Origin of the sequence: Sinorhizobium sp. BG8, from assembly GCF_016864555.1 — a bacterium.
Lineage (GTDB): Bacteria > Pseudomonadota > Alphaproteobacteria > Rhizobiales > Rhizobiaceae > BG8.
Genome location: NZ_CP044011.1, coordinates 577425 through 595602, shown reverse-complemented (window position 1 = coordinate 595602; position 18178 = coordinate 577425). Strand labels below are relative to the sequence as shown.

14 protein-coding genes, 1 tRNA gene and 3 pseudogenes are annotated in these 18178 nt (G+C 60.3%); 3 read left to right on the top strand and 15 right to left on the bottom strand.

Features of this window, described 5'->3' with window-relative positions; all coding sequences use genetic code 11:
* The 8 genes and pseudogenes from F3Y30_RS02730 to obgE all read right to left on the bottom strand — a co-directional run bounded on the left by F3Y30_RS02730 (window position 1) and on the right by obgE (window position 8163).
* Window positions 1–1323: a S41 family peptidase gene (locus tag F3Y30_RS02730; protein ID WP_203425039.1), complete on the bottom strand. Its 1323-nt coding sequence runs from the start codon at window positions 1321–1323 to the stop codon at window positions 1–3.
* Window positions 1313–2728 (bottom strand): murein hydrolase activator EnvC, encoded by a 1416-nt coding sequence (locus F3Y30_RS02725; RefSeq protein ID WP_246752852.1) that lies wholly within the window; start codon window positions 2726–2728, stop codon window positions 1313–1315. The genes F3Y30_RS02730 and F3Y30_RS02725 overlap by 11 nt, the downstream gene beginning before the upstream one ends.
* Before the next feature lie 123 nt (window positions 2729–2851).
* Complete coding sequence (gene rlmH, locus F3Y30_RS02720) at window positions 2852–3334, bottom strand: 23S rRNA (pseudouridine(1915)-N(3))-methyltransferase RlmH (protein ID WP_203425038.1); 483 nt, start codon at window positions 3332–3334, stop codon at window positions 2852–2854.
* A 198-nt stretch (window positions 3335–3532) separates the two neighbouring features.
* Window positions 3533–3979, bottom strand: a complete 447-nt coding sequence (rsfS, locus tag F3Y30_RS02715; protein WP_203425037.1) for a ribosome silencing factor — start codon at window positions 3977–3979, stop codon at window positions 3533–3535.
* Window positions 3980–4074: 95 nt separating this feature from the next.
* Window positions 4075–4656: a nicotinate-nucleotide adenylyltransferase gene (locus F3Y30_RS02710; RefSeq protein ID WP_203426458.1), complete on the bottom strand. Its 582-nt coding sequence runs from the start codon at window positions 4654–4656 to the stop codon at window positions 4075–4077.
* Window positions 4657–4693: 37 nt separating this feature from the next.
* Window positions 4694–5976 (bottom strand): annotated as a pseudogene (locus tag F3Y30_RS02705) (glutamate-5-semialdehyde dehydrogenase).
* Window positions 5969–7152: pseudogene (gene proB, locus F3Y30_RS02700) on the bottom strand (glutamate 5-kinase). Before proB ends, F3Y30_RS02705 begins: the two co-directional pseudogenes overlap by 8 nt.
* A gap of 1 nt (window position 7153) precedes the next feature.
* A pseudogene (gene obgE, locus F3Y30_RS02695) lies at window positions 7154–8163 on the bottom strand (GTPase ObgE).
* Between the two features lie 85 nt (window positions 8164–8248).
* Here obgE and F3Y30_RS02690 point away from each other — a divergent pair.
* Entirely contained in the window at window positions 8249–9109 is an 861-nt protein-coding gene (locus F3Y30_RS02690) for an endonuclease/exonuclease/phosphatase family protein (protein WP_203425036.1), read from the top strand.
* A gap of 50 nt (window positions 9110–9159) precedes the next feature.
* Here the strand turns inward: F3Y30_RS02690 and F3Y30_RS02685 are convergent, their stop codons facing one another.
* The 4 genes from F3Y30_RS02685 to rplU form a co-directional block, all read right to left on the bottom strand.
* Window positions 9160–9741, bottom strand: coding sequence for a GNAT family N-acetyltransferase (locus F3Y30_RS02685; RefSeq protein WP_246752937.1), 582 nt, complete (start codon window positions 9739–9741; stop codon window positions 9160–9162).
* Between the two features lie 5 nt (window positions 9742–9746).
* Entirely contained in the window at window positions 9747–10379 is a 633-nt protein-coding gene (locus tag F3Y30_RS02680) for a GNAT family protein (RefSeq protein ID WP_203425034.1), read from the bottom strand.
* 125 nt (window positions 10380–10504) lie between these two features.
* Window positions 10505–10774 (bottom strand): 50S ribosomal protein L27, encoded by a 270-nt coding sequence (gene rpmA / locus F3Y30_RS02675; RefSeq protein ID WP_071006855.1) that lies wholly within the window; start codon window positions 10772–10774, stop codon window positions 10505–10507.
* A gap of 27 nt (window positions 10775–10801) precedes the next feature.
* Window positions 10802–11179 (bottom strand): 50S ribosomal protein L21, encoded by a 378-nt coding sequence (gene rplU / locus F3Y30_RS02670; RefSeq protein WP_203425033.1) that lies wholly within the window; start codon window positions 11177–11179, stop codon window positions 10802–10804.
* A gap of 333 nt (window positions 11180–11512) precedes the next feature.
* Between rplU and F3Y30_RS02665 the strand changes: the two genes are divergently transcribed.
* Window positions 11513–11602, top strand: a tRNA-Ser gene (locus F3Y30_RS02665).
* A gap of 246 nt (window positions 11603–11848) precedes the next feature.
* On the opposite strand, the gene F3Y30_RS02660 is transcribed toward F3Y30_RS02665, so the two are convergent.
* The 3 genes from F3Y30_RS02660 to F3Y30_RS02645 are packed head-to-tail and all read right to left on the bottom strand — an operon-like array spanning window position 11849 to window position 16020.
* Window positions 11849–13147 (bottom strand): hypothetical protein, encoded by a 1299-nt coding sequence (locus F3Y30_RS02660; protein ID WP_203425032.1) that lies wholly within the window; start codon window positions 13145–13147, stop codon window positions 11849–11851.
* The gene (locus F3Y30_RS26140) at window positions 13140–14972 is read right to left on the bottom strand and encodes an iron chelate uptake ABC transporter family permease subunit (RefSeq protein ID WP_246752851.1); all 1833 of its coding nucleotides are present in this window, start codon (window positions 14970–14972) and stop codon (window positions 13140–13142) included. The genes F3Y30_RS02660 and F3Y30_RS26140 overlap by 8 nt, the downstream gene beginning before the upstream one ends.
* Entirely contained in the window at window positions 14953–16020 is a 1068-nt protein-coding gene (locus F3Y30_RS02645) for an ABC transporter substrate-binding protein (protein ID WP_203425031.1), read from the bottom strand. The genes F3Y30_RS26140 and F3Y30_RS02645 overlap by 20 nt, the downstream gene beginning before the upstream one ends.
* A gap of 740 nt (window positions 16021–16760) precedes the next feature.
* Between F3Y30_RS02645 and F3Y30_RS02640 the strand changes: the two genes are divergently transcribed.
* A complete protein-coding gene (locus tag F3Y30_RS02640; RefSeq protein WP_203425030.1) occupies window positions 16761–18161 on the top strand; it encodes a hypothetical protein in 1401 nt (466 codons plus the stop codon).
* The last annotated feature ends 17 nt before the right edge of the window (window positions 18162–18178 follow it).

Below are 18178 nucleotides of genomic sequence, written 5' to 3'. Positions count from 1 at the left end.
TCAGTTCTTCAGTTCGGCCTTTTCCGGATTCGCCGGGAAGGCCGGATCGGTCTTCTCGCCACGCAGCAGCGAGAGCGCATATTGCAGCTGGATGTCGTCCTTCGGTTCCGGCGGGACGTAGGCCGAAGAGCCGGAGCCTTCCTCGGTCTCGCTCTGGCCCTGGATATGGCCCCGCAGGCTCGATTCACCGGCCGACTCCAGCTTGCCCTGAAGATCGGCAGGAAGAGGCTGCTCGACCTTGATGTCAGGCGTGATGCCGGTGCCCTGGATCGATTTCCCCGACGGTGTGTAGTAAAGGGCCGTCGTCAGGCGAAGCGCGCCGGCGTCGCCCATCGGAATGATCGTCTGGACGGAGCCCTTGCCGAACGACCGGGTGCCGAGCACGGTTGCGCGACGCAGATCCTGCAACGCGCCGGCCACGATTTCGGAGGCCGAAGCCGATCCGCCGTTGACCAGAACGATGACCGGCTTGCCGTCGGACAGATCGCCCGGAGATGCATTGAACCGGCGCGTCTCATCCTCGTTGCGGCCGCGCGTGGAAACCACTTCGCCACGCTCCAGGAACGCATCCGAGACGTTGATCGCCTGATCCAGCAGACCGCCGGGGTTGAGGCGCAGGTCGAGGACATAGCCCTTGAGCTTGTCTGCGGGGACCTGCTCCTTGATCTTGGTGATCGCAGCTTCGAGATCGTCGTAAGTCTTCTCCGTGAAGGAAATCACTCGAAGATAGCCGACATCGTTCTCCACGCGGAACTTTACAGCCTTCACGGCGATGATGTCGCGCATGATCGTGAGTTCGATCGGCTTGTCGGCTCCCTTGCGGATAAGGGTCAGCTTGATCGGCGTATTGACCGCGCCGCGCATCTTCTCGACCGCTTCCTCGAGCTTCAGGCCGCGAACGTCCTGACCGTCGATCTTGGCGATAAGGTCGCCCGCCAGAACTCCGGCGCGCGAGGCCGGCGTATCGTCGATCGGCGTGATGACCTTGACCAGCTCGTCCTCCATGGTGACCTCGATGCCGAGGCCGCCGAATTCGCCACGCGTCTGGGTACGCATGTCTTCCGCGTCACGGGAGTTCATATAAGAGGAGTGCGGATCCAGCGACGAGAGCATGCCGTTGATGGCATTCTCGATGAGGAGATCTTCCTTCGGGGGCGTGACGTACTGCGCGCGAACGCGCTCGAACACGTCGCCGAATATCGACAGCTCCCTGTAGGTTGAGGAACCGGCAGCCTCCGCCGGCATCGTCACCGAATAGATGACACTCATCGCGGTGGCGCCCATCAGCGCACCAACGAGAACAAGTGAAGCCCTACGAATCATTGCGTGCCTTTCCAGAGTCTGTAGCGGACCACCAGGGTCGGGAATCAACCGTCTTCCCATTCTTTCTGAATTCAATGTAAAGCGTTGGCCTGTCGGTTTCCAGCGCCAAAGCGCTGACGCTTGCCACTCTTTTTTCGCCCATCGTCGCAAGCGGTTCCCCGGCGACGACGAACTGTCCTTCCCGGACGTTCACCTTCTCCATTCCGGACATGACGAGGTGGTATCCATCTCCGGTATTGAGAATGATCATACGGCCGTAACTGCGGAACGTTCCGGCGAACACAACCCATCCGTCGGCCGGCGCGGTAACCAGTGCGCCGGCATTGGTCGCAAGGACCAAGCCCTGTGAAGGATGACCGGTTCCATCGGCATCGCCGAACTGCCGCAGCGTTTCACCCGCCACGGGATAGTCGAGCGTCTTCTGCAATTCAGAAAAGGCGTATGCGGGAGCAATACGGTTTTTGTCAGGCATTCCCTCGCTGACCATTGCCCTGGCGCGCTCGCGCTCGGCTTCGGTCTGCTTGGCCCTTTCTTCCAGTTGCCGGCGCGCCAGATCGGCGGCATCCCGCACCGAGCTGATCTCCCGTTCGAGGCTGCCGATCAACCCCTCGAGAGATGTTGCGCGACCGGCAAGCTCCGTCGAACGGCGGCGTTCGGCTTCGAGCGTGCGGGTATTCTCCGATGCGAGCTTTTCATTCTGCATGATGAGCAGCTCGGAGCGCTTCTCTTCCTCGAGCCGCTCCGTCATCGCCGATGCGAGGTCAGCCTTTTCCTTGCTTATCTGGACCCTGACCTCCATCAACGAGCGCAGGTCCGCGACAAGCTTGTCCGTTTCACTGCGGATGCCGGGCACGACCGCGCCGAGCAGGATCGCACTGCGAACGGACGCCAACGCGTCCTCCGGCGTGACGAGGAGAGCAGGGGGCGGATTGCGTCCCATGCGCTGCAGGGCCGCGAGAACTTCGGCGAGCAGGCCGCGCCGCTCGCGCAAGGACAACTTTGTCTCGTCTTCCTTGCCGCGCATGTCGGACAAACGCTTTTCGCCGGCCAGGATCTTGCTTTCCATCTCCTTGCGATTCCTGGCGGAGGCAACGATGGCGTCGCGCAGTGTCGCCCGATCCTTCTCGAGCTGGCCTATGCTCGCCTCCAGCGCGTGTGTCTTTTCCTGGCTCAGCGATATTGTCTTTGAGAGTGCCTCGAGCTCCCGGCGCGTACTGTCCCGACGCAACGCCAGCGCGGCAGCGGGATCGACCTCGCCGGCCGAAACGGCACTGCTCGTCTGTGGGGGAGCGGTATGGTCTTCGGCCGAGGAGCGCTCTGTAGGAAATACGAGAAAAGAGAGACCCGACAGCAGTCCTGCCGCCCAGAGAGCGGTAAGAGTTTTGCCTTGTCTCGTTCCTGCCACGGTGTTCGACGCCCCTGCGCTCGCGTTTTCCTACGCCTATTCTGATTTGCCGGTTTCTCCAAGAACAACGCCGAAATTGCGGCCCGTCCAGGGACATTCAAGCAAGTCTAGCAGAAATGGGGATCACGCGCGGTGATAGGGATGACCCGAGAGGATCGTTACGGCGCGATAGAGTTGCTCGGCGATCAGGATGCGCACGAGCTGATGCGGCCAGGTCATTTTTCCCAGACAGATCGTGGCATCCGCACGGCCATGAAGCGTCGGGTCGAGGCCATCGGCACCGCCGATCGCAATCATCATCTCGCGTTTGCCTGAATCGCGAAATCCGCCAACCAACCCGGCAAAGGCTTCGGAGTCGAGCGCCTTGCCGCGCTCGTCGAGCAGGATGAGGACTGCGGTATCGGGCAAGGCTTTCTGCAGGAGCCCCGCCTCCTCGCGTTTGCGGGTATCGGGGTTTGACGCACGGCTTTCACCGACTTCCACCACCTTACCGAGTTCAAGGCCGATGGCAGGCCCCGACTTCGCAAAACGGTCCAGATAGCGCGCGGCAAGTTCCTTTTCCGGGCCGGCTTTCAGCCGTCCCACGGCAAAGAGACCAATTCGCATCCGTGACCATTCCCTTTATCGGCACAATACGGCGAGCGCCGGACGATTGGTACCAGTCCACTCGCCGTTTCTGCCGAAGCTGCTATCCACCCGGCGCTCCCGCTCGGTTCAGCGGCCGTATTCGACCGCCGCATATCGTGCGGGCATCAAAAACCCAGGCAGCGAGCGCGCATCAGGACGCAGGCACTACGGCCCCGATCAATGCAGCGTTCCATCCTCGATCTCGGGAGCCGCCCACATCCTTTCGATGTTGTAGAACTCCCGCACTTCGGGGCGGAACACATGGACGATGATATCGCCGGAGTCGATCAGAACCCAATCCCCGGACTCCAGGCCCTCGACGCGGGCGTTGCCCAGCCCTTCTTCCTTGAGGTCGGTGAGGAGGTGATCGGCAATCGCCGTGACATGACGGTTCGAGCGCCCCGACACGACCACCATGTAGTCGCCGAGTGCGGACTTTCCCGCAATGTTGATGGTGACGATATCTTCTGCCTTCGAGTCCTCGAGGCTTGCGAGGACCACCTGAAGCGCGCGGTCGGCGGCATCGTCGCCACGTCCCGGGCTTTTCGAGAAGACGCGGTTGGCGCTTCCCTTCGCGTGCACTGTTGTCAGAGTATTTCCTTTCCAGGTTAACAGGACAAGCACGTAGCGATTCGGATATATATACCGATCGCATACTAAGTGTAGGCACCAAAACGTGCCGGTTTCAAGTCATTACATGTGATACACAAGGTCTGTGTTCAAGAGTGATCCCGCAGCGCAGTCGAACTCAGCGGCGATCGCGGACCGTGAATGAATGTCCACGCCGGCGCACTGTGGCGCGCAAGCGCCATCGCGTCCTCCTCGTCGAGACGCGCATATCCGAAGGTCCTGGCCATTTTCGAAGAGAGATAGGCAAGCGTCGAGCCGGGGCGATCGATCACAGCGATCGGAAATGTGTGGACGATCTTTCGCCAGTTCTGCCAACGGTCGAAGGTCTTCAGATTGTCGGCCCCCATGACCCAGATGAAGCGGACACCGGTGTTTCGAGCGCGCACGATTTCCAGCGTCTTTTCCGTGTAGGCCTGCCCCAATGTCTTCTCAAAGGCGGTGACCTTGATGCGCGGATCGGGTGTCATCGCTTCGCTCAATGCGATCCGCTGGCCGAGCGGGGCAAGTTCGCGATGGTCCTTCAATGGATTTCCCGGCGTCACCATCCACCAGAGCTGATCAAGTCCAAGGCGCCTGAGCGCAATGTCGGCGACCAGGACGTGCCCTTCGTGCGGCGGATTGAAGGATCCGCCAAAGAGGCCGACGACCATGCCTTTCTCGACATACGGCATCCTGAGATACCGCGCCTGGACCTCGTCTGCGCTCACCTCAGGCCCGAACCTGTCCGGTGCCGCGCACCCTGTACTTGAACGATGTCAACTGTTCGACCCCGACCGGACCGCGCGCATGCATCTTGCCGGTGGCGATCCCGATCTCGCCCCCATGCCGAACTCGCCGCCATCGGCGAATTGCGTCGAGGCGTTGTGCAGGAGGATTGCGGAATCGATCTCGGCGAAGAACCGATCGGCCACGGCCTGATCTTCGGCGATCACCGCCTCGGTATGAGATGACGACCACCGGTTGATATGCTCGATGGCGCCGGCAATCCCGTCGACAAGCGTCACCGATATGATGGCATCGAGGTATTCGGTCGACCAGTCGGTCTCTGTGGCGGGCTCGAGGCCGGAGAGTCCGGCCCGGATCTCGTCGGTCGCCCTCACCTCGCAACCGGCGGCGCGAAGGGCTTCCAGAAGAGGTTTCAGATGCGTGCTTGCGGCTGCGCGGTCGACGAGAAGCGTTTCGGCCGAGCCACATATTCCGGTGCGGCGCATCTTGGCATTCACCACGATGGATTTGGCCATATCGAGGTTCGCGGAGCGATCGACGTAGACATGGCAAAGGCCCTCCAGATGCGCGAAGACAGGCACGCGCGCTTCATTCTGGACCCTGGCGACGAGGCTCTTTCCACCTCTCGGCACGATGACGTCGATGGCGCCGTTCAGGCCCGAGAGCATGGCACCAACGGCGGCGCGATCGGGCACGGGGACGATCTGGATCGCATCCTCGGGCAGTCCGGCTTCCTTGAGCCCTCGCACGAGGCATGCGTGGATTGCCAGAGAGGAATTCAGGCTGTCGGACCCGCCACGCAAGATAACGGCATTGCCGGCCTTGAGGCACAGTGCACCCGCATCTGCCGTGACATTCGGGCGGCTCTCGTAGATCACGCCAACGACGCCAAGCGGGGTACGCACGCGTTCGATATGAAGACCGTTCGGACGATCCCATTCGGCAATCACGTTTCCGACAGGATCCTTCAGTGCGGCAATCTCGGAAATTGCGGCAGCTATGCCGTCGATCCGCTCGGGGGTCAACGTAAGGCGGTCGATGAATGACGCCGCCACACCGCCCTCGCGCGCATTCTCCAGGTCGATCACGTTTGCAGCAAGGATGGCGTCCCGGTCGGCGAGAAGTGCGTCGGCCATGGCCTTCAGAGCCCTGTTTTTCGCATCGGTCGAGGCAACGGCAAGCGGCCTTGCGGCCGCGCGTGCGCGCCGGCCGATATCCGCCATGAGAGTGGCGACGTCGCGCGGCGTTTGTGTCAGATCAAGCATGTGCGGCGTCCTTCCCTTCTTCCTCCGTGCCGTCGGCGCGTATATGGTTCGCCGAGGCGCTCATCACCAGGTCATCCCGATGCACCATCGCTGCGCGGCCTGCATAGCCGAGGATCGAAGCGATCTCGCCGGATTTCTTTCCCGCGATCTGACGCGCATCGTCGCCATCATAGCCTGCAAGGCCACGAGCGACTTCCCGACCTGTTTCCGCGAGAATGGCGACCGTATCGCCCCGCGAGAAACTCCCGAGGACCGTGCGTACTCCTGCCGGCAGCAGGCTCTTGCCGGATCGCAACGCTGCTTCCGCGCCTCCGTCGACGATCAGGCTGCCGGCGGGCTGGAGTTGGCCGGCAATCCAGGTCTTGCGCGCGTTGACCGGTGAGGTCGAGGGCGCGAACCAGGAAAAGCGAGCGCCGGTCTCTATCGCTCGCAACGGATGATCCGGCTTGCCCGAGGCGATGATCATGGCGCAGCCGGCGCCCGTGGCGATCTTGCCTGCGTCGATCTTCGTGCGCATGCCTCCGCGCGACAGTTCCGACGCCGCACCGCCGGCCATGGCCTCAATCTCGGGGTAATGGCCGGAACGACATCGAGGAAACGGGCATCGGGGTCGAGGTGGGGTGGCGCCGTATAGAGACCGTCGATGTCCGACAGCAGGATGAGCAGGTCGGCGCCCGTCATGGTGGCAACACGCGCCGCGAGGCGATCGTTGTCGCCATAGCGGATCTCCGTCGTTGCGACCGTGTCGTTCTCGTTGATGATCGGCACCGAGCCAAGCTTCAGCAGCTGATTGATGGTCGCCCGGGCGTTCAGGTAGCGCCGGCGCTCCTCTGTGTCGCCGAGCGTCAACAGAATCTGACCCGCGACGATACCGTCCGCGGAGAGGCTCTCCGACCAGGCGCGCGCGAGCGCGATCTGGCCGACAGCGGCAGCAGCCTGACTCTCCTCAAGCTTCAAAGCGCCGGCTGGAACCTTCAGGACGGTCCGTCCCAGCGCGATCGCGCCGGAAGAGACCACGAGAACCTCCGTGCCGGCGGCCCGCAGAACCGCTATGTCAGAGCAAAGCGCGTCGAGCCACCGTTTCTTGAGCCCGCTTCCGCGGTCGACGAGTAGGGCTGATCCGATCTTTATGACAATGCGGCGATATTTCGCGAGAGGTTTGCGGCCTTTGACCATCTCACGCCTCGTCCTCTTCCGTGCCGAAGGAAACGATTTCGTCTCTGAGCGCGCGCAAGGCGTCGAGCATGCCGACACCAGTTGCTGCGGAAAGCAACATGGGCTTATGGCCGCAGGCCTTCTCCAGCTCCTTCGCCTTCTTCTTAAGCTCTGCCTCGTCGAGAACGTCGATCTGTGACAGTGCGACGATCTCGGGCTTGTCGGTAAGGCCGCCGCCATAAGCCTCCAGCTCGTGCTTCACCGTCTTGTAGGCGAGGCCAACCTTCTCTTCCTGCGCCGAAACCAAATGGAGCAGCACCCTGGTCCGCTCGACGTGGCCAAGGAAACGGTCGCCGATGCCCGTTCCTTCGTGGGCGCCCTCGATCAGACCGGGAATATCCGCGAGTACGAACTCGCGGCCGTCGACCGTCGCGACGCCGAGGTTCGGATGCAGCGTCGTGAACGGATAGTTCGCGATCTTGGGCCGGGCGCGCGTGCATGCGGCGAGGAAGGTCGACTTTCCGGCATTCGGCAGACCCACGAGGCCCGCATCCGCGATGAGCTTCAAGCGCAGCCAGATCGTTTTCTCGTCTCCCTCCAGCCCCGGGTTCGCCCAGTTCGGCGCCTGGTTGGTCGAAGATTTGAAATGCGCGTTGCCGAAGCCGCCGTTGCCGCCTGCGGCCAGCCTGAAGCGCTGCCCTTCTACGGTCAGGTCGACGATCAGCGTCTCGTTGTCTTCCTCGAAGATCTGCGTGCCCACGGGCACCTTGAGCGTGACGGAAGCACCGTTCGCCCGGTCCGGTTGCGACCCATTCCGTGCACGCCGGTAGCGCCCTTGAAATGCTGCTGGTAGCGGAAATCGATCAATGTGTTGAGGCCGTTGACGGCCTCGACCCACACGTCGCCGCCGCGACCGCCGTCGCCGCCGTCCGGTCCGCCGAACTCAATGAATTTTTCGCGACGGAACGACACGGCCCCTGCCCCGCCGTCGCCCGAACGGATATAGACTTTTGCTTCGTCGAGAAACTTCATCGGCTTGCCGTTCGCTCTATCTGTCGTGTCACTGTCATTTTGCCGCCATCGATATAGCCGGTTCCAGCAGAGGTCAAAGAATATCGTGAAATTCGTGAGCTATAACATCCAGTATGGCGTCGGTCTCGATGGCCGGTATGACCTTCCGCGCATCGTTTCGAGCCTTGGTGGCGCCGACGTCATCGCATTGCAGGAGGTGACGCGAGGCTTCGGCAGGAACGGCAATGTCGACATGGTTGCCGCGCTCGAGACCCTCCTGCCCAGACACTATTCGGTTTATTGGCCGGCCAGCGACATCGATGCGGGGTCCTCGCTCGAAAACGGTCGTGTCGTCAGCCGCCGGTTCCAGTTCGGCAACATGATCCTGTCTCGCTGGCCAATCCTGTCTTCGCGCCTGATACTCCTGCCGCGCAGCCGCACGCTCGACCGGCTCAATCTTCAGCGGGGTGCCACCGAAGCGGTGATCGACGCGCCGGGAGGCCCGCTTCGTGTCTATTCGCTGCATCTCGATCATACCTACCGCAATGAGCGCATCGCGCAGATCGCCCACCTCAAGGAACGGGTCCAGGCCTACGAAATCGAGGGAGGCGCCATCTCCGGTGCGGAGGAGTTCGGGCTTTCCCAGCCGCCCAGTCCGCAGGACTACGTGCTGATGGGAGATTTCAACATGACGCCGGAATCCCCGGAATATTGCACGCTTGCCGGCGAAGCCGACCCTCTCTACGGGCGCCAGATCCGTGCAACATGTCCCGTGGACGTGCTCGCGGGCCTGGGGAAGCGGCAGGCGGACAGTTACAGCTGGATCGATCCCAAGAACCATGCGCACAGGATGCTCATCGACTATTGCTTCGTAAGTTTCGGCCTCGTGGCACGTCTGCAGGATGCATGGGTGGACGAGACGGCCGCTGGTTCCGACCATCTGCCCGTGTGGTTCGAGCTCGCTTGAAACACCGGAAGAAAGGCCCAGCGAGCCGGGCCTTTCCAAGTCGGCATGGGTCAGCGCCTCGGGGCTGCCGGCCGGAAATCCCCCGGCGCAAGGCGAGTCTCGATATGGGCAACCATGGCGTTGCGTGCAATCGAGAAGATCTCCCCGCAGCCGGTCACGCGGAAGCCGGTCTTTTCCTGCACCTTCAGCGACGCCGGGTTGTCGGCGAAGACACCGGAGTGGATCTCCGTGCCGGGCATTCGCATCAGGAACCGGGCCGTGGCGGCATGAACAGCTTCGCTGATATAGCCACGTCCCCAGAAGAACCGGTTCAGCCAGTAGCCGAGATGCCACTCGCCGCCACGCCGTTCGAACGATAGGCAGCCGATGTGCACGTCGTCCCCGGTGGTCACTGCCAGCGCCCAGCCGGGCAGGAGGCCGGATGTGACAGGCACCAGCCATTCCACGGCGTCCTGCCGGTCATAGGGCGTCGGCACCCGCGCCAGCATCCGCGTGACCTGATGGTCGGCGAGGGACTGTGCGATGCTCTCGGCATCCGACAACCTGTGCGGGCGAAGCAGCAGGCGCGCGGTGGTGATCGTCGGGCAGGGTCCAGGCCCGGTGACGACCAGAGGCTGGTTTTCTATCAGCATCGCGTTCACCGTACACCTCCCCAACTCTTCAGCGAGACCCAGGTCTTGCGGTCGAGCCTGTACCATTCGACCGGAACCATGCCTCCGAGTGCGAGACTCTGGATCATTCCGGTCGCCTGGAACTGAAAGCCGCACTTCTGGATGACCCGCCGCGAGGCAATGTTCATGACCCGGCAGCGCGCGTCGATCTGTTCGACGTCGCGCGTGCGGAAGACCATGTCGGTCAGCGCCTGTGCTGCCTCGGTGGCATATCCTTTGTTCCAGTGCGGTTCGCCAAGCCAGTATCCGAGCTCGACGGTCTTGCCGTCGTCGTGCGGCTCGATGCCGCAGCAGCCGAGAAATGCGCCGTTCTCCGCTTTGGTTATAGCGTAGACGCACTTGCCAATCCCGCCGGCAATCGTGCGTCGCACAAAGTCTGCGGCGTCCGCTACCGTATAGGGGTGCGGCATGCGGGCGACCATGTTGGCGATGTTGGCGTTGTTGGCGAGATGGGCAAGGGCGTCGATGTCGTCTTCGTGGGGCGCGCGCAGAACGAGCCTTTGCGACAACAATATCGGGCAGTCGGTCCTTGACCGTTCCGGCCTCAGCCGTTCTTCGGGAGACCGGGATTGGCCTTCCCTCAACAATTCGCTGATCATGTTCAAACCTCCAGATGAACAAAGGGGAGATGGATTGCCCCATCTCCCCTTTTGTTTCTGCAGGTCTGCCACCTGTAGCATCAGCCGGGTCGATGAGACGCCGGCTGTTTTAGAGCGCTACCGGCTTATTCCGCTGCTTCCGCTTTCGGCATTACAGACACGTATACGCGGCCGTTCGCCTTGGTACGGAAATTCACGTTGCCCGCCGTGAGTGCAAAAATCGTATGATCCTTGCCCAGGCCGACGTTCTGGCCCGGATGCCACTGCGTGCCGCGCTGACGCACGATAATGTTTCCTGCAATGACGGCTTCGCCGCCGAATTTCTTCACGCCAAGACGCTTGGACTCGGAATCGCGACCGTTGCGCGAGGAACCGCCAGCTTTCTTATGTGCCATTGGAGTTCTCCTTTACCTGTCCTGATCTCAGTTCGCTGCTTCGGCTTCGGCCGGGGCTTCAGACTTCTTGGAAGCCTTCTTGGCCTTGCTGCCGGCTGCCGCGATGTCGACGATGCGGACAGTCGTCTGGTGCTGGCGATGACCGCGCGAACGCTTGGAATTCTGGCGGCGACGCTTCTTGAAGGCGATAACCTTCTTGGCGCGACCCTGCTCTACGACTTCCGCGGTTACGAGCGCACCTTCGACGAAGGGCGCACCAACCGTTGCATCCGCACCGACGCCGACCATCAGCACTTCGGTGAATTCGATCTTGTCGCCAGCGTTGCCGACGAGCTTTTCGATCGTCACAACATCGTTGGCTGCTACGCGGTACTGTTTACCGCCGGTCTTGATGACTGCGAACATTTTTTATCCTTTCATGTTCGGTCCGGCTCTTCGTCCCGAAGGTGAGGCCGTCTTTTTGTCAGTCGATATGTTGAGCGAAATCCGCATGAAGCGTTTTCCGCCGGTGATTTGGCGCTGTGTTCAGCTCGAAGCCGAAAAACAACAGGCCACCTGCACGGCACGGATAGCACCTATGCCACGGCACCTTGCGCAATAGGCGAGAGGCGGAAAACTGTCAAGGTGAATTCGGCGCTGAAAGACCATTTCGTCGACATTCCCTCGTTCGGCCCCCTTGCAACCCCGCAAAACTGTCGCTATGTAGCCCCCGCGCTGAACGCGCCGACCAGTATATCCGGAGAGGTGGCAGAGTGGTCGAATGCACCGCACTCGAAATGCGGCATACCTGCAAGGGTATCGTGGGTTCAAATCCCACCCTCTCCGCCATAACCTTCCTGGTCTTCCAGCGTTCTCTCTATAATCCGAGATAAGCTTTCCGCGACTGTGATAAGCGTCGGGTGGTTGCCCACAAAAAGCAACGCGCGCCGGTACTTTTCCGAACGCATTGCCCTGCTGGCGGATAGGCGACGATTTGTGGTTCAACGCCAACGGGTGGGCGGCGTGCATCGCGGCGCTGTATCCCAATCATTTCGATATCTGATGGCCCGATCCGCCATAGAACGGGTTCGATATCTAGAAGAGCAACTCGCCTATGGAGAGCCGTCTGAGCGCGATGGCGATGTTGGCGACGAGTGCTTCCCTGTTCGGGCCGCGATCCGGATAACGGGTCATGTTGTCGCCGTTGTGCATGAAGACGTATCCCCCGCGCCCGGTCTCGGTCGGAAATTGCCAGATCCAGTCTGCCGGCTTTGGGTCATGCGCGGGGCCGACGTCGGTGAGCCAGATCGCACCGGGCGGCGGATCGGTCCATCCGCGCGCATACTGGCCGAAAATGCCTTCCCAGCCGTCGAATCCCTCTCCGAGATCGGAGAAAATTCCGAACCGGTCGTCTCGTACGCGGACCTGTATATTCGTGAAGGGACGCGGCGGAACGGCATGGAACGGCGCCATGAAGGGCAACCACGGCTGGCACGGTTCGGCGCAGATGATCAGGTTGCCGCCCGTCGCCAGAAAGTCGACAAGTTCGCCTGATCGACTCTTCAGAAAGAGCTCGTCATGGCTGCTCGGAATGTAGAGCATATCGGTTCTGTCGAGCAGGTCGGGGCCAAGCTGGTAGAGTGGCGCAAACAGCGTTTCAAAGCCGGCTGACCGCAGGCTTTCCTCTGTCCATTCGGGATACCACTCGGACGGGACATGCGAGCATTGCAGATAGGTGAAGCGGTTTCGTGCAGGGCGCTCGATCCCAAGCTCACGGTTCAGCCAGGGATAGAAGGAGCGCAGGAAACGCGTGGTCGCCGGCATGAAACGCTGGCCGTTGTGCGAATGAGGATCCAGCGTCGCGAGCAGGAGCCGTCCGCCGCCCGGAAGAGATGGAAAGTCGAGAAAGAGGCTGCCGCGTCCGCCCTCGATTTCGAGAATGGAACGTGCGCCCTTCGGAACGTTGTATGAGCCGCCCCAATGCCAGCTCATATGCGACAGCGGAATACTCTCGATGATAGGATGATGTGGCTCCGACAGCTTGACCTCGAGCGTTTCGCCCTTCGTCCACCACAGCCAGTCTCGGCAGTTTCCCGGCGACCACTCGAGCCCGGGAACATCGAGCCAATCGGCATGCCCCTGCAGGCACACGACGAGAAAACCGCCGTCTTGCAGGTAGGCATTCAACTGACGCGCATGCGGGAGTGGTGCAGTCGCCTCCATCGCGTCAGGCATGATCACGGCCGCGTAGGGGGATAGGTCAATCTTGGGCAGGTCGTGGATATAGATGAGGTCGTCGATGTGGTGGCGGAAATCCTGAAAGCTTCTGAGCTGCCAGCTGTTGCCCCAGTGAATGTATGCGATGCGTTTCGTGGGTGCCTCTGCGTCAGCCATCGAACCGGGCTCCATCATGGCGGAACACGGGTGCATAGGTATGCTTGGATAGCCCGTCAAAATCCGCCCGCGCGATCGGCAGGTCGTAGAGGGTCGTCAGGTTCTCGGCGGTGAGCGCTTCCTCGGTCGGCCCGCATACATAGCTGGATCCGCTGGTCATCAGCAGCACGTCACTGGCGATCTCGACTGCGTGCTGCGGCATGTGGGTGGAAAAGACGACCGTCATGCCGTGCGTGACCTGAAGGTGCTTGAGCAGGCTCAGAACCTTGTCCTGGTTCTTGTAATCAAGAGCCGCGCAGGGTTCGTCGAGCACGAGCAGATCGCATTCCGATGCCAGCGCCTGGGCGATCATGACCAGCTGGCGCTGGCCTCCGCTCAACGAATTGAATGCCTGCGGTTCGAAATGTTCGATGCCGAGCATCTGGAAATAGTGTCTGACGATCTCGTAGTCCCGCTTGCCCGGCGCACCGAACAGGCCGAGGTGCCGTGCCCTTCCCATCAAGGCGATATCGAGAGCGGAATAGGCAAACGGCACCTCGAAGAGTTGCGGCACGAAGCCCACCTGCCCGCCGATCGAAAGCTGGCCCGACTTTGGCTTGAGAACACCGATCAGGGTATTGATGAGGGTGGTCTTGCCGACGCCGTTCGCGCCGAGAACCGCCAAAACCCGCCCATGCTCCAGGCGCAGACTGTAGTTCTTCAGGATGATCCGGCCGCCACGCTCGACGCTCAGGTTGCTTGCCTCAATCACTGGACCAGCCCCCTTCGCATGCAGGCGGCGCAGGATCACCGCGAAAACGGGAACGCCGATCAGGGCGGTGATGATGCCAAGCGGAATTTCGGCGGTGGTGACCGTGCGGGCGAGGTTATCGACCATCAGCAGGTAGATGGCGCCGAGGACGCCGGAAACAGGCAGCAGCCGCTGGTGGTCGGCGCCGACGAGAGCGCGGGCGACATGCGGGATGACGAGGCCGACCCAACCGATGATGCCAGATGTCGCGACCACACCGGCTGAGATCAGCGCCGATGCGACAAGAATGATCCATTGCACCAGCACAACCTTCGTGCCGAGCGCGCGTGCCTTTTCCTCGCCGAGCGACATGATGTTGATCTGGAAGCGCAGGAGATAGATCGCGATGGAGGACGGCACGACGGCCGCGGCCACCAGCAGAACATCCAGATAGTTGCTGGAGGCAATGCTGCCCATCAACCAGTAGGTGATCGCGGGCAGCTTCTGGAAGGGATCGGCCAGCAGCTTGGCAATGGAGATCGCCGCCGAAAAGAAGGCCGATATGACCACGCCGGCCAGAACCAATGTGAGCATGCTCGTGCGCCCCCGGACCGTCGACAACAGCTTGACCAGAAGAACACTGCCGATGCCGAACAGGAAGGCCATGGCCAGCAGCACATAACCCTGCAATCCCAGCAGGATTGCCAGCGTCCCGCCGAAGCCAGCACCCGAGGTCACACCGATGATGCCCGGATCCACAAGCGGATTACGGAAGAGCCCCTGCAGTGCTGCGCCCGAAACCGACAGGCCGAAACCGACGATGACAGCCGCTATGATGCGCGGCAGGCGAACCTGTTCGACGACGACTTCCTGTACCGGGTCCCAATAGGGGGAGGTCAACGGGTGGAGGTTGTCGGCCAGGATATAGGCAACATCCCCGACCGACAGATCGTATCGGCCGATTGTAACTGAATAGAGGATGGCAACGACCAGAAGACCAATCAGGATTGGAAGCACGGAAACAGAGGCCAGTTTCCGCCCACTCCAGCCGATTGCCTCCCGGCCTGCCGATACCTTAGCCGAAAATCTCGACATATTTGCTTGCCGGTGCGTTGCTCTCGGATTCAAGGATCGCCTTCAACTGATCATCCGTCAGTTCGGCACCGTAGATCAGCTTGTAGGTGTCGGAGATCTGCTTCTTGAAGTCCGGCGCAAAATCGGCGCCATGGGCAATTGCCGCGAGCCATTCCGAGGTCAGAAAGATCTCCGGCGCGTCAGGCGTGCGGGCGAAGACGGGCTGCTTGTAGACGCGCTTCTCTTTCACCGCCTTGAGGCTGGCGAGGACTGGATTGCCGAAGAAATCCGCAGGATTGAGGTCGGTCGCGTACGCGGGAATGACGATGATGTCGGGGTTCCAGACAAGCAACTGTTCGAAGTCGACGGTCCGCCACCATTCGCCGGTGTTGTCCGCTGCCGGATTGGTGACGCCGCTGAGCGAAAGGTCCTGCGAGCCGTTGGCGATGACCTGGATCTGGTCGGCCACCTTGTCGATGTGAAGGACGGTCGGAAGCGCCGCGCTGTCGAGACTGGCGACCTTACCGTCTAGCGCTTTCAGCGTGTCGGCCTGCGCCTTAAGGATTGCCTGAGCCCGGTCGTTGCGGCCGGTCATGTAGCCGGTCAGCGTGACGTAGTCGAGGCGGTCCTGCTCGGTGCAGCACTGCCAGCCGACAACGGTAAGCCCGACGCGCTCCAGGGGCTCGATGATCTTTTCGTCATGGGTCCATTGGATCACCGCGTCCGGCTTTTGCGCCAGGATTGCCTCGACGTTCGGTACGAACCCTTCCTGGGCGGCGCTCGCGTTGATCTTTGCCATCTCCGGCAGAATCTCCGCATAAATGCCCTTGGTGAAATAGCGATCGAGGGAATCCTTGTTCATGCCGGCGATGCTGTCGGCCTTCTCGTCGATCGCGCGATAGATGATCGGCGCGGATCGGACGATCGTGACGACGCGCTCGGGGGACTTCGCAAAAGTGAACTTCTTACCGCGATGATCGATAAACGAGCTTTCGGCATGGAGTGCCGTCGGCGCCAGAAGGGCCAAGGACACGGCCAGTGCGGACAGGGTTCGAAGGCGGCTGGACATGATCATCTCCTTCACTCGGCTCCCCGTTGATGGAAGCCCAATTGCTGCGACAGTTTTTCATGAGTGTCGTAGTCAAGTTAATGGAGCATGTCTACTGAATCGGTCGTCGGGGCGCCAATCGACGGCGATATCGGTCGCACTGCGCGCGCCGGGGCGAGACGACTGCTGTTGCACTGCAACAAGTGATTCAGCCGCAAAAAACAAAACGATATCAATGCAAACCAATATCGCTATCAAGAAAGCGAGCGGCGCAGACATTTTCAGGAGAAATAAAGACTTAAAAAAACATCAACAAGTACAAAAAATAGAGTTACAGGAAGTATTGTTGCGCAAAAAATAAACAAATCGAAACTGGATTAACGTGGCGCCATAGATAACTCTCGCAAATCTACCTCGAAAAAATGCAATACCCAAAAAAGAAAACCAGAGCTGACAAAAACGCATAGCTCGAAATTAATCACCGTTTGTACGCTAAGTGCATGATTTTATTTTTATTTATGGAGCACTGATGAACAAAAACCAAAAATGGTCAAAAAAAGGTGAAGAAAAACTATTGCTTTTGGACAGGAAAGCTGCCCTACTATGAGCACATAGTAATAAAGCCACAGATTTATGTAGCCACACATAATTCTGGGTCATGCGCGAGACACACATACAAACGCGCTGCCTGCTCATTTGATTAACTATCCTATCTCGATGCATTCGTAAGTTAATTTAAAATTTCTGTAAGAGTATTGCTGATGAATTATTTCGACATTTCAGCAAATAGACGTTTTTCGATGAACTACGCGACGATTCGATCGCGAATCCATCATGTTTCTAAGCATTCTTTCGCAGTTGCAGCATTTATTTTTGCTTCGATCGTAATTGTGACGCTCGTCGCGCTGGAAAGAACTCCAGCTAAGTTTCGCACTACAGCAAAATTGCTTGTTCTCTTGTCGGACGACTATGCGGCAAGACCGGTTGCTGGAAGTGGTGCAACATTTCTGCAAACCGCCATGGACCGGGACGCTTACATGTCGGCGGAGAGTGACATCCTCGTCAGCGATGTCGTGATCGACCAGGCGATATCGGTCATCGGCGCCGAAGTACTCTATCCTGACGCAGGCAAGGCTCCAGGGCTGATCAAATCGGCGCTGCAGTACATCGCCGGTTCTATCTACGGCTTCCGGCTGCAGGAGAACGATCCGGCCAAGAGGGCATCAATCAACGCTCACGGCGCTGTCGTGAAATCGCTGCAGGTCGATATCGGCCGCAGCGGCAACGTGATCACGGTGAGTTACGACAATCCCGACCGGCATATATCGGCGAAATTCGTGTCGACGCTGATCGAAGCCTATTTTGCTCGTCGCTCCTCGCTTTTTGCGGATGACCAATCAATCGTTCTGGCTCAACAGGTTGAAGCAAAGGGCAAGGAACTTGAAACGGCGCGGGCCTCCCTGACCGAATTTCAGCAAGCCTATGCCATTTCCGACTTTGCGCTGCAGCGCGAACTCCTCCTGAAGCAGCTTGCAATCATGAAGCAGGACTTTCAGGCCAGCGAAGTGGATGAGGCCGAAGCTCGCGCCCGGCGCGATACGGTCCTCGAGCAATTGAACGCCCTGCCTCCCGATTTCGTGAGACAGGTGAACGGAGCGAAAGTCGACGTCCGAAGCGGCAATATCGCGACGGAACTGCAGCAGGAGTCCAACAAACTTGGACAGGCTTTGAGCGCAGCCCGCGTGCGCCAGCAAGGCCTTCAGGACCGGACTGCCAAAATCCACGCCGAGTTGCAGACGCTCAATGAACATGAAGGACAGCTCAACGATCTGAAGCTCCGTCAGGACGTACTCGAACGCCAGTACGCTCAGGGGCTCCAGGCACTCAACGAGCGCAAGTCGGTTGAGGCGGTCGCGCAGACCTGGCGTTCTAACGTGAAGATGCTCGACAAGGTACAGGCGCCGACCAAGCCGACGAGCCAGCGAATGCTGATCGCGGCTACAGGAATCATGCTCGCCCTATTCGGCGCCGGCGCCGTGTTGGCACTCGGCTGGTTCTTCGATGCGCGCAAGCGCGACGAAAACGATCTGCCACTTGCAACCGTCAAGCCGGCGCGAATGCGGTTTGGCGAAGGTGTGACGCACCCCAAAAACGAATCCTGATTGCTGGAGAGGCTCTC

Bases quoted from the DNA above. Each gene is read 5' to 3' on its own strand.
- F3Y30_RS02730 (WP_203425039.1), bottom strand. From the start codon at position 1,323: ATGATTCGTAGGGCTTCACTTGTTCTCGTTGGTGCGCTGATGGGCGCC.
- rlmH (WP_203425038.1), bottom strand. From the start codon at position 3,334: ATGCGAATTGGTCTCTTTGCCGTGGGACGGCTGAAAGCCGGCCCGGAA.
- F3Y30_RS02710 (WP_203426458.1), bottom strand. From the start codon at position 4,656: ATGCCGTATGTCGAGAAAGGCATGGTCGTCGGCCTCTTTGGCGGATCC.
- F3Y30_RS02685 (WP_246752937.1), bottom strand. From the start codon at position 9,741: ATGCTGATAGAAAACCAGCCTCTGGTCGTCACCGGGCCTGGACCCTGC.
- F3Y30_RS02680 (WP_203425034.1), bottom strand. From the start codon at position 10,379: ATGATCAGCGAATTGTTGAGGGAAGGCCAATCCCGGTCTCCCGAAGAA.
- rpmA (WP_071006855.1), bottom strand. From the start codon at position 10,774: ATGGCACATAAGAAAGCTGGCGGTTCCTCGCGCAACGGTCGCGATTCC.
- rplU (WP_203425033.1), bottom strand. From the start codon at position 11,179: ATGTTCGCAGTCATCAAGACCGGCGGTAAACAGTACCGCGTAGCAGCC.
- F3Y30_RS02660 (WP_203425032.1), bottom strand. From the start codon at position 13,147: ATGGCTGACGCAGAGGCACCCACGAAACGCATCGCATACATTCACTGG.
- F3Y30_RS26140 (WP_246752851.1), bottom strand. From the start codon at position 14,972: ATGTCGAGATTTTCGGCTAAGGTATCGGCAGGCCGGGAGGCAATCGGC.
- F3Y30_RS02645 (WP_203425031.1), bottom strand. From the start codon at position 16,020: ATGTCCAGCCGCCTTCGAACCCTGTCCGCACTGGCCGTGTCCTTGGCC.
- F3Y30_RS02640 (WP_203425030.1), top strand. From the start codon at position 16,761: ATGAATTATTTCGACATTTCAGCAAATAGACGTTTTTCGATGAACTAC.